Source organism: Paenibacillus sp. P4_E11, from assembly GCF_056401635.1.
The window spans coordinates 1-14,352 of the sequence record NZ_JBFUIX010000048.1; the positions used below are offsets into that span (position 1 = coordinate 1).

Annotated in this window: 11 protein-coding genes; 7 read left to right on the forward strand and 4 right to left on the reverse strand. The window is 51.6% G+C overall.

Annotated elements, in window-relative coordinates; genetic code table 11:
* From AC1DWB_RS18430 to AC1DWB_RS18450, 5 genes are all read left to right on the forward strand, one after another.
* Window positions 1-460, forward strand: a 460-nt coding sequence (locus AC1DWB_RS18430; protein ID WP_477542549.1) for a hypothetical protein, incomplete at its 5' end; no start/stop codon positions are given.
* Entirely contained in the window at window positions 436-603 is a 168-nt protein-coding gene (locus AC1DWB_RS18435; protein WP_477542550.1) for a hypothetical protein, read from the forward strand. The genes AC1DWB_RS18430 and AC1DWB_RS18435, both read left to right, overlap by 25 nt.
* Window positions 603-872 carry a CD3324 family protein gene (locus tag AC1DWB_RS18440; RefSeq protein ID WP_477542551.1) on the forward strand — a complete coding sequence of 90 codons (270 nt, stop codon included), beginning with the start codon at window positions 603-605 and terminating at the stop codon, window positions 870-872. The genes AC1DWB_RS18435 and AC1DWB_RS18440 overlap by 1 nt, the downstream gene beginning before the upstream one ends.
* A 117-nt stretch (window positions 873-989) precedes the next feature.
* Window positions 990-2,867: a terpene cyclase/mutase family protein gene (locus AC1DWB_RS18445; protein WP_477542552.1), complete on the forward strand. Its 1,878-nt coding sequence runs from the start codon at window positions 990-992 to the stop codon at window positions 2,865-2,867.
* A 111-nt stretch (window positions 2,868-2,978) separates the two neighbouring features.
* Window positions 2,979-4,229 (forward strand): ABC transporter substrate-binding protein, encoded by a 1,251-nt coding sequence (locus AC1DWB_RS18450; protein WP_477542553.1) that lies wholly within the window; start codon window positions 2,979-2,981, stop codon window positions 4,227-4,229.
* 280 nt (window positions 4,230-4,509) lie between these two features.
* On the opposite strand, the gene AC1DWB_RS18455 is transcribed toward AC1DWB_RS18450, so the two are convergent.
* From AC1DWB_RS18455 to AC1DWB_RS18465, 3 genes are all read right to left on the reverse strand, one after another.
* Window positions 4,510-7,089, reverse strand: coding sequence for a beta-propeller domain-containing protein (locus AC1DWB_RS18455; RefSeq protein ID WP_477542554.1), 2,580 nt, complete (start codon window positions 7,087-7,089; stop codon window positions 4,510-4,512).
* A 431-nt stretch (window positions 7,090-7,520) separates the two neighbouring features.
* Window positions 7,521-10,631, reverse strand: a complete 3,111-nt coding sequence (locus AC1DWB_RS18460; RefSeq protein WP_477542555.1) for a DEAD/DEAH box helicase — start codon at window positions 10,629-10,631, stop codon at window positions 7,521-7,523.
* Window positions 10,628-12,262, reverse strand: coding sequence for an SWIM zinc finger family protein (locus AC1DWB_RS18465; RefSeq protein ID WP_477542556.1), 1,635 nt, complete (start codon window positions 12,260-12,262; stop codon window positions 10,628-10,630). The genes AC1DWB_RS18460 and AC1DWB_RS18465 overlap by 4 nt, the downstream gene beginning before the upstream one ends.
* Before the next feature lie 90 nt (window positions 12,263-12,352).
* Here AC1DWB_RS18465 and AC1DWB_RS18470 point away from each other — a divergent pair, with 90 nt between their 5' ends.
* Window positions 12,353-12,646, forward strand: a complete 294-nt coding sequence (locus tag AC1DWB_RS18470) for a hypothetical protein (RefSeq protein ID WP_477542557.1) — start codon at window positions 12,353-12,355, stop codon at window positions 12,644-12,646.
* Between the two features lie 102 nt (window positions 12,647-12,748).
* Complete coding sequence (locus AC1DWB_RS18475; RefSeq protein WP_477542595.1) at window positions 12,749-13,576, forward strand: YitT family protein; 828 nt, start codon at window positions 12,749-12,751, stop codon at window positions 13,574-13,576.
* A 154-nt stretch (window positions 13,577-13,730) separates the two neighbouring features.
* Here the strand turns inward: AC1DWB_RS18475 and AC1DWB_RS18480 are convergent, their stop codons facing one another.
* On the reverse strand, window positions 13,731-14,219 hold the full coding sequence (locus tag AC1DWB_RS18480) for a GNAT family N-acetyltransferase (protein WP_477542558.1): 489 nt from the start codon (window positions 14,217-14,219) through the stop codon (window positions 13,731-13,733).
* Window positions 14,220-14,352: the final 133 nt, after the last annotated feature.

Below are 14,352 nucleotides of genomic sequence, written 5' to 3' on the forward strand. Positions count from 1 at the left end.
ATTCGTTAGCACCCAATTTGGTCAAGTTAGAAATCGGGAAATAACTTTATGGGAACAAATCGGGTTTCTATCGGATGAGTATTCATCGGTGACCACCTATTTGAATTTGAATCAATGGCAAGAACCTGACCGATTCAACAGTTCCGGAATTGCGCCCACACCGCAAATGGATTTCCATACGATTCAAGCCATGTTGCTTGAAGACGGGGAAGATAATCTCGCTGAGTTAATCGGAAATGTATATGATACCAAACGCACCCCAGACGAAATTGTCTTGACCTTGCATGACGAGCAGACCAACGATATTTCCGGTATAGCCTATTATCGAGTAACCCTACACGATAGGGGGACTAGCAAGGAATGTTTTCATGCCTATTCTTTCGGGTTGCATTTCCGTCCGAAATTTAACATTAGTGCTGAAGAGAGAAAAGGTTCTTGCAAGCTGCTTTGCTGTCCATGAAGCAATTGAATGTGCAGAGTGTTGTAACCAGCATGACCTTGAAAAATTTTGATGTTTTTGCAGCGCTCGCTGCGGAAGGCTTTAATAATCATGATGTAGAAGGCGCCAACTCCATACGACTAAAGAAAGATATTGTACTTTGATGGGCAAATATATTAATGCTAAAGAAATATTACCAGCGGAACTAATTAGGGAGATTCAAAAATACGTGCGTGGAAAGCCCATCTATATCCCTCAGACAGACAGAGAGGACTGGGGAGCAACGACGGGGATCCGGAACGAGTTGGATACAAGGAATGAGGAGATTTTCCGCACATTCAACATGGGATATCGGCTCGATGAGCTAGCTGACATGTTCCATTTAAGTGAAGAACGCATTCGTGGAATCATTAACGAGCGGAGGACGAGATAGGGGCAATGGCAACATAACAGTAGAAGCAGCCCGAACCTTTAAGAGCCAGAAGAGAGTATAGAAATGGCCACTGGACCATACAGATAAAGGAAATAGGTATGGAATTCGAGGTGGATTATGAACGATCATGTCATCCGCGCGACGATTGACCAAATAACCTCCAAGCTGCAGCAAATGCAACAAAAAGACGGCTCCTGGCGGCTGTGCTTTGAAACGGGTCCGATGACGGACGCTTATATGATCCTTCTGCTCCGGTCTCTACAGCGGACAGAGGATGAACGCCTCATCCGAATGCTGGCGAAGCGGATGATCGATATGCAGGAAGAGAATGGGGCTTGGAAGCTCTTTTACGATGAACAGGACGGTAATATGGAGGCGACGGTTGAAGCCTATTACGCGCTACTCTCTTCTGGGTACTTCAGCAAGGACGATCCCCGTCTGCAAARGGCCAAACAGTTCATTCTCTCCCAAGGCGGGCTAGCCAATGTGAAGACCATGTTGACGCAAGCGATGCTCGCCATTACTGGACAGTGTCCCTGGCCCGAGATGCTCAAAGTACCTATCGAGATCATGCTAGCCCCCCCATGGTTTTTCTTTACTATCTTCAACTTGTCCGGCCATGCCAGAGTCCATCTCGTCCCCATCATGATGATGTCTAACACTAATTTTTCGCTACAAACGGGGATCCTGCCGGATATATCCGACCTATATATTGGGGGGGAAAAGCAGACGTTTGCCAGCCACTCGGCATGGATTCCCGTCATTCATCAGCTTCTAGAAGCGGCTCCATTCCTGCACGAACCCCTTCAAGAAGCTTCGTTGCGCGAAGCGGAAGCGTTCATGCTGGAGCGAATAGAGCCGGACGGAACCTTGTTAACCTATTCCACGGCAACCATTCTGATGATTTTTGCCCTCTTATCCCTCAAGTATCCTACAAATTCACCTGTCATCAACAAGGCCTTGAACGGCTTAACAACTTTGTTGTGTCATAACGAAGTGAAGGCACATCTGCAGGTTTCCACCTCTACCCTGTGGGATACGGCCATGTTAAGTTATGCCTTGCAGCAGGCAGGTCTCTCTACTATGCACCCTGTAATTCAGAAGTCAGCCGCTTATGTATTGTCACGTCAGCAATTGCGTTACGGAGATTGGGCGCTCCGATGCCCGAATACGCCACCTGGAGGGTGGGGATTCTCGAATATTAATACGCAGTATCCCGATATTGACGATAGTACGGCGGGTATGCGGGCCATCAAACCATACTCCAACATGTTTCCTAATTACCAGCAGGCTTGGAGAAAAGCACTGAATTGGGTGCTTGCCATGCAAAATGAGAATGGCGGTTGGTCGGCTTTTGAGAGGGAACCGCCACAGGCCTTTATCTCGTTATTCCAATTTGAAAGTTCGGAGGATATCATTGTAGACCTCTCAACGGTTGATATAACCGCTCGGACGCTTAAGTTCCTCGGCGACGAGGTGGGCCTGACGGTAACCCACCATGTAGTGCACAAAGCCGCTCAATGGATCATTCGCCAACAGGAAGAGAACGGCAGTTGGTTCGGCCGCTGGGGAATATGCTATATCCAAGGCACCAGTGCCGCTGTAACGGGATTACTCGCTGTGGGCATGCCTAGACATCACGAGGTTATCGGAAAGGCGGTGCGTTGGATACTTAGCATCCAGAATGATGATGGAGGCTGGGGAGAATCGTGCTATAGCGACGTGAGCAAACGGTATGTCCCACTGGGTAGCAGTACACCGTCTCAGACGGCATGGGCACTGGACCTACTTATCGCGACCCACGATCGTCCGACCGACGAGATCAGGCGAGGCATGAACCTTCTAGTTGAATCTCTGACCAGTGAAGATTGGCGAACTACTTATCCCACAGGCTCAGGCCTCCCGGGCAGTATGTATGTCTATTATCATAGCGGCAACTACATGTGGCCCTTGTTAACCTTTTCCGACTATTTGCGGAAGTACAGCTCGGGATGACTGGAGAATCGAACAAATCAACACTTTTTTCGAACAATCTATWMTTGGTAAATATTAGTAATCGTTGTTATAATTAAACCAAATGGGAGGTAGGAGATAGGGGGACCAACAATGAAGGGTAAGATTTCAACCTTACTTATGATCGCTGCGGCACTCATGTTGATTATAAGTGGATGTGGGGGAAGCAGGGATCAGAGAAGTAGTCTCTCGGGTGAGATTACTTTTCTTACGACGAATATTGTAGGTAAGGACACTATGGAATTATTCAATCGAGTGAAACAACGGTTTGAAACGAAATATCCAGCTACTAAAGTAAATCTCATATTTCAAAACGGAGTGTATCTAAAACAATTACAAGACCTTGCAGACAATGGTAAAATGCCTGATGTGTTTCTGGGCAACACGCCTATCGTTAAGGAGTTTCATGCGAAAGGGCTCCTCAAGGATCTCCGTCCTTTGGCTAAATTGAATGGGGATGAGATAACTGATTATTTTGAAGAATCCCTTCTTATTAATTCAATGGAAAATGGAAAACTAATTTCGATTCCGATACGTGTAACGGTGCCGAAACTCCTGTATAGCAAGGCTTTTCTCCAGAAAGCAGGAATCCCTGAGCCTGCCAAGGATATGACTTGGCAGGACTTTGCGGAGATTAGTAAGGCCATAAAGGGCAAAACGAACGGGAATAACACATACAGTGTGTTGTTTCCACTGCAACTTCAATTATTATCCTCGCTCGCTTTAAGCAATGGGGGGTCCTTTACTGTGGATGGCAGGACGTTCAAAGGGTATATGGATGAGAAGAAGAGCGCTGAAGCCCTAAGCTGGTACGCGAATCTGGCGAAGGACGGGTTGATTAACACGGATTTCGTGGAGGACTCAGCTCATCTGTTAGTTAATGGAACGGCTGCTATGTACGTATCGTATACTGATCCTTCATCGAAGGATCGGGAGAGCATAGGTGTATTGCCATTCCCGAAGTTCGCAGATGGTATTCGAGCTGTTAATAGCGTCAGCGCAGGAATGGCCGTTTCGGAGAAAACAAAGCATCCGGATGTGGCGTGGGCATTTCTGAAATTTATCGCAATGGATAAGAATGAATCAACGGTAGAAGTGGGAGACAAGGTGGGGGGCTGGGGAGTTTCCAAGCCGATTGTGGAGCCCCATAAGAACGAGGAGTTCTTTCGCGTGAATACAGAGTCGTATCCCTATGTGAAGAAAGACATGTACGATTGGAACGTTAACATAATGAACGTATCGTTCGCTAAAATAAACTATCAGCTGAAACAACTGTTATCGACGGGTGATTTCAACACTGAATTATCGACGCTTACTCAATTGGTCGAAGATACGCTCAAATAGGCGAACGAAAAAAGAAGTCTCTTTCCCTGTCTGGCTTGGGAAGGGGACTTCCTTGTTCTTACACGCTTGTTCATGACAAGTAGCGGTACAGTAGGTAGATCACAAGCGCCCAGAACGGGAGCAGGATGAGTACCCCGCTCAGGCAGCCGCGAAATAAGAAGATGTTGCCCCTATTGTCATCTGTCATTCTCACAAACTCCTTTGCCGAGTTACTGCTTTCGTATACAGTATTCGCGGCAAAGAAGATTTATACTACCCACTGGTAGCTAGATGGCGAGGATTAAGGCAGCTGAAGGCTGTCTTTCTCCTTGAATGTCAGCCGATCGTTCGTCTTAATCATGCCTGGTGACAACGTATATAGCGTATCCTTGATGTACAGTATGCGTTCCACGTTATGGTTGTCGCCGCCGTAGCCGTTGCCAGACTTGAGCCGCTCCTCCTCGGTCATATGTGTGATCTTGGCTTTCAACTGGAAGCCGTTCTGAAGATCAAGATTGTACACATACGCGCCTTGGAAGCTGAACTGGCCGTAAGCCGGCAGTCCGTTCGGATCGGTTGTCTTGTTCTTCGCTTCCATGACGGTGACGGGGAAGGCGAGCAAGTTGTTCTCCTTGGAGAATAGAAGCGCCTTATGATTGTTCAGCAACTCGGAGTATGTGCCGCGATCGCCGATTACTTCCTTGAACTGCTCGACCGGATGGGCGACGTCGGTTACGTCGAACAACGATATTTTCATCCCCAGGTAATAAGCGTTCGTACGGTCTGGCACGTTGGCTGTCCCGCCCTTGATCGTCATCTCCATCGTTTCCTTGCCGAAGCCGATCAGATGGTTCTCGTCGTACGGGTGCAAGTAGTCGCTGTAACCTGGTATCTTAAGCGCGCCCAGGATGGTCGGATTGCTAGGATTGCTCAAGTCCAGCGCGAACAGCGGATCGACGTTCTTGAACGTCACCATGTAGGCGCGGTTGCCCATGAAGCGGGTCGAGTAGATGCGCTCCCCCGGAGCAATATTCTCCAGCTTCCCGGTCATACTCATCGCTTCGTTGAGAATGTAGACATTGTTCTTGGAAGTGTCCTCTCCGGTTGCCCACATGTTGCCCTTGGTCGTGGCGATGCGGAAATGCTCGTTATACTCGTCCATAGAGAACTGGTTCAGCACGGTTCCAGGCACATCGCCTTGTGCGACGAACTTCGTAGCGCCTTGATCCAGGCGGAATTTATACACCGTTGTATTCGGTTCGGTTCTGGGTCCGACGATCCGTTTCTTCTCCAGCGGGGAAGGGCTCAGATCCACAGGTTCGGCCGTTATCGGTGTGTACTTGGTGACGGCGACGTACAGGTTCTTATCGGAGGCGAATACGTTCTGCCCGGAGCCCAAGTAAGCGGCCACGTTCATGCTCTTCTCCAGATGGTTCAGGTCCAGACCGGTCACCAGCATATAGTTGCTCTCTAGCGAGCCCGGGAAATAGCGGATGTCCTTGTAATCCATCATTGTGAATTCGTTTGATACGGCAGAATCTTTGTACGATGGGGCGGTGGAGCGCTCTTGCTGTTGCGATGACGGGGTCTGTTGGGTCAGGTTGTCGGTTGCAGGAGCGATCTGCTTCATCATGACATACGGCAAGTTCACATATTGGTTGGCGATCAGATAAAGCGACGATCCGATTTTGCGGGAAGAAACGTAGGAACCCTCAAGCTCCAGGTCGCGCACCTGCTTCGGATTGGATTTATCGGTTATGTCGTAAATGTAAGCTTTCATCGTACTGCGCGAGTAGCCTGGGTAGATCATCCCGCTGGAGTCGACCGCTATCTTAGTTGACGGCATGACGGCAATCCTAGAGCTAGCTGGTGCGCTCGAGGATGCATTCGCTGAGTCAGATACAGCAGGCGCTCCAGAGTCGCTCGGTGCGGCACCAGGGGAGGATGACGGTGTTGCCATCTGCTGATATGCGGTGCCGATCACGACCAGATAGCGGTCATCCACGTACAACTCCTGCGGGTTAAAGCTCTGGTTCTTGTAGTTTAACGTGCTGACGAGCTTCATCTGGGTGGAAGGGTAAGCTTGCGTGATGATGACCTGCTGCTTCTGCGGGCTTACCTGGTACAAGTACATACCATCGGTCTTTACGACATCAGACTCGTCGACGCCCTCGACCTGCGTATTCGTCGTGGAATAGTCTGTTTTCTCTTTCGATTCGGCTTGATTGGTAACCGTAACCGAAGCGCCCGAATCGGCTGTTACCGAGGGAGCTCTTACTGCTTCTTTGGCCATGGGACTGGGGTTCAATGATTGGGCTCCGGTGAGAGCTTGCGAATATATGCCTTGAGAAGATTGAGCCTTCTCCATGAGCGCCTTCAGATTGTCCAACGAGCCTACAGTCGGCAGATCCTGAAGATCGTTAATCTGCACGGTACGGGAAGCGTCGTCCCATGTAACGAGCATGTCGAACGATTCGCTGATGAAGCGGACTGGCACCATCGTGATGTCTCCGGCTAGCCTTGGAGCCGCTTCCAATGTAATGAGCTGACCGTTCTTCTGAGCAGAGTAGGAACCGATCGCGAGCTGGATCAGCGAGGTGCCCTTGCGGATCGTGATGGACTTGTCTGCCTGGTTGTAATCGAGCTCTGCGCCTAGCGCTTCGGCAATGCTGCGCAAAGGGACAAGCGTGACATTGCCTGATAAGAATGGTGCGTGCTCCACATTCATGGGCTGGCCGCGTAACGTAATGTTGACCTGCACTTCATCGGCTGCGGCGGCCGAGATGTCCCCGGGCGAGTTCGTATTGGGAGAGGCGAGGGCAGGGATAAAGGTTGCCAATAGTACGGCAATGAGCAGAGCGGGCAGTATCCACTTTTTCATATTGATTTCCTCCTGCTGGGATATTATTCTACCGATTAGACGTGCTTGTAAAATGGAATGTTGCAGGATGACGGGCATCCGAAAAATAATCTTGATAGGTATTCAAATTGTAAAACAATTCAAGTGTTCTAATTATGGTAAATAGGAGTGCCTGACTGGATGACCAGTTGGCACTCCTTTTTTGTGCTCCCGCACTTCAGCTTAACACTAATTGGAAAACCTCCTGTTATTTGCGGCTCGTGATCCGGATTTGGGTCAATTAACGGGAAAACATCCCGTTAATAAACCCGAAATCGCCGCATATTGCCAAAACTGCCGATATTAGCAGGAGGTTTTCCTGTTATATCTTGTATTTGAAGCAATTTAGACAAATTAACGGGATGTTTTCCTGTTACTTTTGTCCTTGCTATAGTCGCTGCATGAGAGTAACGTTATCCCTCGATCCACTGTCGGCGAAGAGAGAACAGGTCCTTCAGTTCGTCGGTCGACATTTCGGTGATCCATTGCTCACCGGACCCGACGATCTGCTGACTAAGACCTTGCTTGCGCTCGATCATCTCATCGATGCGCTCTTCGAGCGTGCCCAGCGTCACGAACTTGTGCACCTGGACGTGCTTCGTCTGCCCGATGCGGAACGCGCGGTCGGTCGCTTGATTCTCGACCGCCGGGTTCCACCAACGGTCGAAGTGGAATACATGGTTAGCGGCCGTCAGATTAAGGCCGATGCCGCCTGCCTTCAGAGAGAGGATGAAGATGCCGGTTGCCTCTTCATCTGCTTCTGCTGCAGCCGCAGGCAAGCTGGGAGAGCCCAGTCGTCCGGCATCGCCATCCGCATCCTCGGCGTCGCCTATACGGGAGGGCGCGGCGCCGCGCTGGAACCGCTCGATCATGCGATCGCGCTGCGCCTTGGGCGTCCCGCCGTGCAGGAACAGCACCGGCTCCTGAAATTCCTTCAGCAGCGCGGCTTCAAGCAGCTTGCCCATCTCGACGAACTGGGTGAAGATGAGGCAGGAGTCGCCCTCCTGGCGAAGCTCCTTCACCATCTCCAACAGCCGTTCCAGCTTATTGGAACGCGAGGCCAGACGAGCCTGCGGCTCAGCCTCCTTCAAGAAAGCGGCCGGATGGTTGCAGATTTGCTTCAGCTTCGTGAGCGAGGCGAGGATCAGTCCTCTACGCTCCATCGGGGACAGGCGATCCAGCTTGTCGAACAAGTCGTGAATGTAAGTCTCGTACAGGGCCGCTTGCTCTCCGGTCAGGGACACGTAAGTTTTGGATTCCAGCTTATCCGGCAAGTCGAGCTCGATCGAAGGGTCCTTCTTCACACGGCGCAGCAGGAAAGGCTTCACGAGCCGCTGCAGCTGCCCCAAGCGATCGGAATCACGGTCACGCTCCACGGAAGCTACGAAGCGTTGATTGAACTCCCGCAGCGGCCCCAAGTAGCCGGGATTAATAAAGTCGAAGATCGACCACAGCTCGGTGAGCCGGTTCTCGATCGGTGTTCCGGTCATGGCGATACGATGCTCCGCCTGCAGCTTGCGGATCGACGTCGCTTGCTTCGTGTACGTGTTCTTGATGTTCTGCGCCTCGTCCAGGCAAACCGAGTTCCACTGCATGGCGGTTAGCTCCTCTTCGTCCAAATACGCGAGGGCGTAGGAGGTTAGCATCAAGTCGCAGTCTTCGACGGATTGGGCGAACGACTCCCCCTTGCTGCGATTCGGCCCATAGTGCAGCTTAACTCGTAGCGTGGGCGCGAACCGCTCCAGCTCCTTCTGCCAGTTACCCAATACGGAAGTGGGGCAGATGAGCAGCGAGGGTGCATCAGACTTCTCGTGCTGCTGAATGTGCAGCAGATAGGTGATCATCTGAATGGTCTTGCCAAGTCCCATATCGTCGGCCAGGCAAGCGCCCAAGCCGAATTCGCGCAGGAACAGCAGCCAGGAAGCCCCTTCAACCTGGTAGTTTCGTAACTTCCCTTGGAATGTGGGAGGTGTATCGATACGCGGGATCGCAGATGCTTGGCTTAACTGGGCAATGAATTGATGCAGATGCTCATTCAGCTCGAGCTCCAGTTGGAGCCGCTCGGAAGCGTCCCGTTCCTCATCAGGCCAGCTGTCGTCCAGCAAAGTCCCATCGACGTTGCCGGTGAGATGCATCTCCAGCACGTCTCGGAACGTTAACCCTTTCCGTTTGTGGACTTGCTTCATTAATAGTTGCACTTGTTCCAACAAAGCAGGGTCGAGCAGCACCCACTGCCCACGGATCTGAGTCAACTGTTGATTCTGCTTCATCAGCAAATCGAATTCGGATTCGCTCAGCTCCAGTCCGCCCAGCGACAACCTCCAGTCGAACTGCATAATCTGATTCAAACCGAACAATGAGTCGCGGGCAGAGCCTACCGAAGACTTCATCCGGGCCTTCATCCGCGGCTTCATCTGCCGAAGCTGTTCCCACCAAGCGGGAAGAAGTACAGGAAGCCCAAGTTCAGCCAGCCGCAGACTCTTTTCCATCAGGAAGTCCCACGCTTCGGAGTACTCGATGAAGGTGCGGATCGAATCCGTACCAGCCGAGCGCAGCCACGGGACCACATAGAACCACTTGGCCATCGTCTGGCGAATGCGGGCAGAAGGATCACCCCAGTGCTCGGGCATGGATGAGGCTTCGGCATCTTCGAAGATCGGTTCGCCGGAAGGGGTACATGCGATCCATTGAGCCGGAGCTTCGCGGTCCTGAAGGACGATCGTCATGGTCCAAGCGGATGACCCATCCGGCTCCTGAATTTGCAAGCATACCCGGAAGGGCGACGGGTCAGGCAGCCAGCCAATTGCGACGAGCCAATCCCGTTCATTCTCGAACAAGTCTACGGGCCAGCCTTCCGCAACCGAGTGTCCGGCCAAGCTGTCTATCTCGCTCAACTTATCTTCCTTCGCTTCAACTTCCTCACCAGTAGACAATTGAGCCGATTCTTCCGTCACCGAGGCGCCCCAAAGCATCATACGTGAATTCGCGTGAGGCAACCGTTCGGCCATCAAGAAATCGAGCCAAGCCTCGACAATCGGGGAGTGGCCGGCATCATTCAGTCCATCATCCTCGACCTCAAGTTGAGAATCTGAATCTGTACCCTTGCCGTCTCCTGCATCTGAATCCGGTCGTATATCGTCCCTCAACAGCTTCCAGCCTACACGTCCTTGCTTCCACTTCCGGAAGTCTGGCACGATGGCATCTCGCTCGCGTGCGATAAGCAGATGGGGGGCGATATCAAGCAAAGCAGAAGCTTGCTCATCCCATTGCAGAGAAGCGTGTTCGTTCCAGCTAGGCCGGGCGAAGTATTCAAGCGCTTCCTCCGCACCGAGGGCTAGCCCCTCTATGCGCTCCATTGTCATCGTTTCGATGAAAGTGCCATAGAATGAGGGCTCGTGCCAAGCGAAGAGCAGCGACTTCAAGTGCTCCGCTTCCAACATGGAGCCTTGCAGTTCCGCCCATATGAAAAAAGACCCGGATGGTATCCATCTGGCATGTACTTGGATCGGAGACATCAGAATCATCGAATCAGCTTTCCTCTCTTCAATTCCTCTTGGAATGCCCGCAATCGGGCGTAGTGTCGAGCGAGCCGCTCGATGAACGCCTCGAACCGGTCCTGACGGCCGAGCTGCTTGTAGAGGGCGGACAGTTTTTTCAGCAAGCGAATCGCTTCCTTATAGGCTGTTCGGTTTTTTTGTCGAATATAATCGTCAATGGACTGATGATAGACCGGGAGCAGAAGCGAGGGATCGTGAGTCTCAATCACTCGCATATCGATCGGATACAGCGATGACAAGCCGATGCGTTCCGCTAGGTGAAAATTAACCCATCTGCGGTACCGTCCCAGCCCCATTAAGGCTTCCGTATAGGCATAATAACTGCGCGGGAGCAGGGTGGACAGCTTGCCCAGCCATTCGTCTGCACAGCCAAGTGCTCTTGCCGCCGCATGCCCGAATCCGCTGAACAGCTGGAATGACTTCTCGTTCATCGTCCGGAAGGCCGGGTTGAGCCGCTCTATCCACTGCCAGATACGCAGCCAGTCTTCTTGCTGTTGCCACTCCTCGAAGAACGCAATCAGCTGTTCCGGTCGGAACTGGCGACCGGACACGAGTACAGACCAAGCCCGGCCATCTTCCCGCTGCAGCAGCAGGAAATGTACAATGGCCAGCAGAGCCGAATTGCGTGTGAATTCCGGGAGGTTGAGGTTGGATCTGACGGCTTCCAGCCGTTCTTGTTCGTCCGCCATGGAAGGGGCAGAAGCTTGCTGCAGCAATTGGGACCATAGCAATCGGTAAATGGCAATCGCCGAGAATGGCGACTCTTCTCGGGCGTCCAACAGCAGGAGCCGGACTTGATCAGCCATTGCTGCGAGATGCTCCGGCCATTTAGCTGCGGCTTCTTCGGCGTCGAGTTCCCGTAAGGATACCTTCCACTTGTCCTGCAGCGCATCGGCGGCTTCCCTGTGTCGGTCGCCGGGAATGACATAGCCGAGTGTCTGACGCTGCTTGAAGTCATCATCCAGCCAAGTGAGAAGATGGAGTCCGGCTTGGACGGCGAACAACAGGCGTGGTGTCCGGCTCCACCATTGGGTCGGCTGGGTTATCGTACGAAGCGCGGCGTTATAGTAATCGTCCAGGAATAGCTTGTGCTGCTGATTTTTTAATGTAAAAGCTACCCACTGTTTCAGCATGAATGATTGCCATTGTTCCGGACTGGTCGATTCTTTGGGAGCTTCCACAACGATATCTGGAGCTGCGAGCATGACGGTTTTGCGATGAAGGGCGGAAGTGTTGCGTGTTGAAGAATTGCGTGCGACAGTGGCATTCTCCTCTTGCTTGATCGCGCGAACGAAGGCATCGGGCCGACCATAGACGGAGAACACATAGAAAAAAGCGGCAGCCATATGCTTGCAAGTCCCCTCGGTGGGGCAAGTGCATACACTGCTGTCGGGGGAATCGAGATCGAGCTGGACATCATAAACCTGTAGGTCCTGAACCTTAGCAACGAGCTTACGGTCCTGCGTAATTTCCGTGTTGTATACATACCCTTTTTGCTGAAGCTCGAGGCCGCTCTCTAGTACCAACAGATGAAACGTTTCCTTGATCCGGCCGCCAAGCCGATCCAGCTCATCTTTGTTGATTTGCTTTTTTAACATTATTGGATCATCTCCGCACAATACGATACAATATAGTATATCACAGATTATTAGGCGCTGCTTTCCAGTCGGCGCGAAAGGAGGCGTGCGATGGGAGTCAAGTTTGGCAGAGAGTATGAGGACATTATGTCCGAATTGTCGGATGCACTAGTCCGGATGGATAATGTGCACGATAGTTTCGAGATGAACGCCGAGGAATGGCAGCAACTGGTGGATGAAGAACGCACCGAATGCATCCGGACATTGGCGGACGACTTGTTTTATGCATTAGGAGCTGATCCGGTCATTTACGTGGGGGCAGGTAAGGTCATTTACGACCGAGAGCATCATATCATTAAGCTGGTCATTACAGACAAAGAGGTGCAGTTGATCTATCTGGTCTAATCAGAAGAGGAGGCATTTTTGTTGACTGAACTAGAGAAACAGTTGTTCGACAATAATTCAGCCGCTCACCGGCAGCATAGGCGCCTATCTAGGACTAAGTTTATTAAAAAAGCGATATTCATCATTCTCGGATCGGCGCTAGTATCAGTAGGGTTGGAAATTTTCCTCGTTCCGAATAACATTATCGATGGCGGGATCGTGGGGGTTTCCATTATCGTCTCCCACTTGACTGGCCTTCCACTCGGTATCTTCCTATTCCTGCTTAACTTGCCTTTTCTATTCCTAGGGTACAAGCAGATTGGGAAAACGTTCGCCATCTCCACCCTATTCGCCGTAGCATTAATGTCGATTGGCACTACGTTGCTTCATCCCGTGCCGCCTCTTACGATTGAACCGCTGCTTGCTACAGTCTTCGGGGGAATTATTCTCGGCATGGGGGTTGGACTTGTTATCCGCTCGGGCGGATCGCTTGATGGAACAGAGATCGTGGCCATTCTTGTGAATAAGAAGAGTCCATTTTCCGTTGGCGAAACGGTAATGTTCATTAATATTTTCATTCTCGGGAGCGCCGGGTTCGTGTTCACCTGGGATTCAGCGATGTACTCCCTCATTGCTTACTACATAGCGTTTAAAGTGATTGATATTACGATCGAAGGGTTCGAAGAATCCAAGTCGGTCTGGATCATCAGCGATCGTTACAAAGAAATTGGCGACGCCATTATCCACCGGTTGGGCCGGGGCGTGACGTATCTGAACGGCGAAGGTGGGTTCAGCGGGGACGACAAGCGCGTCATCTTCTGTGTTATTACTCGACTGGAGGAAGCGAAGATGAAGTCGATCGTCGAGGATACGGATCCGACTGCCTTCCTTGCTGTAGGCAACATCCACGACGTTAAGGGTGGACGCTTCAAGAAGCGGGACATCCACTAAAGAACCCCAAAAAGTGAAGCAAATCTTTGTAGCTTATTCCTATTACTTTTCGGGGGCCCCGGATTTTTACCCCACAAAGTGAAGCAAAGCTATGTAGCGTATGCCTGGTACTTTGCGGGGGCCCCGGATTTGCACCCCACAAAGTGAAGCGAAGCTATGGCGTTTCCGTTGCGACCATACAGTGGAATTGTCCGGTTGTTCCATTCGGCGTTGGGCGTACATACGTATCATGGGTGACAAAGCCGGCTGCTTTATACGTTCGGATCGCCCGAACATTCCAAGTGAGCACCTCCAAGTCAATTTGATTGGAAGGTGCTTTTTGTTTGGTCGCCTGGACGACTGCTTGCACGAACGAACGTCCCAGTCCTTGACCGCACAGCTCCGGATGCAGGCCCAGCCCGAGCCTGGTCCACCCTTCGAGTGGGAACAGCTGGGCGAAGCCGACTAATCGACCTTTTCCGTCACAGGCGGCTATGTACTGCTGCATGCGAATAAGCGGATCGGCATATTCATAATGGTCGGCTACCATGCTCGGCCAATCGGGCCAATTGTAAATGTCGTAAGGAGCTGGATAGCGCCAAGTGCAGATAAGCTGGCCCTGTTCTTCAGTTAACGGGCTGAGCATCCACTCGGGGTGGGACATCGTTCTGGTCTCCTTCACAGGGAACTGACTATTTACTATAGTTGATTGTTTGATGAACGGCAATAGGGTGCGGGTTTCGACCATATGGGCCCAGGAAGGCCGGCTGTGGCCCTCATGCATGCTTATAATTTAC

What these genes read in the sequence shown, in the direction of transcription:
- AC1DWB_RS18450 (WP_477542553.1), top strand. Translation starts at nt 2,979, where the DNA reads ATGAAGGGTAAGATTTCAACCTTACTTATGATCGCTGCGGCACTCATG.
- AC1DWB_RS18440 (WP_477542551.1), top strand. Translation starts at nt 603, where the DNA reads ATGGGCAAATATATTAATGCTAAAGAAATATTACCAGCGGAACTAATT.
- AC1DWB_RS18470 (WP_477542557.1), top strand. Translation starts at nt 12,353, where the DNA reads ATGGGAGTCAAGTTTGGCAGAGAGTATGAGGACATTATGTCCGAATTG.
- AC1DWB_RS18480 (WP_477542558.1), bottom strand. Translation starts at nt 14,219, where the DNA reads ATGTCCCACCCCGAGTGGATGCTCAGCCCGTTAACTGAAGAACAGGGC.
- AC1DWB_RS18465 (WP_477542556.1), bottom strand. Translation starts at nt 12,262, where the DNA reads ATGTTAAAAAAGCAAATCAACAAAGATGAGCTGGATCGGCTTGGCGGC.
- AC1DWB_RS18455 (WP_477542554.1), bottom strand. Translation starts at nt 7,089, where the DNA reads ATGAAAAAGTGGATACTGCCCGCTCTGCTCATTGCCGTACTATTGGCA.
- AC1DWB_RS18460 (WP_477542555.1), bottom strand. Translation starts at nt 10,631, where the DNA reads ATGATTCTGATGTCTCCGATCCAAGTACATGCCAGATGGATACCATCC.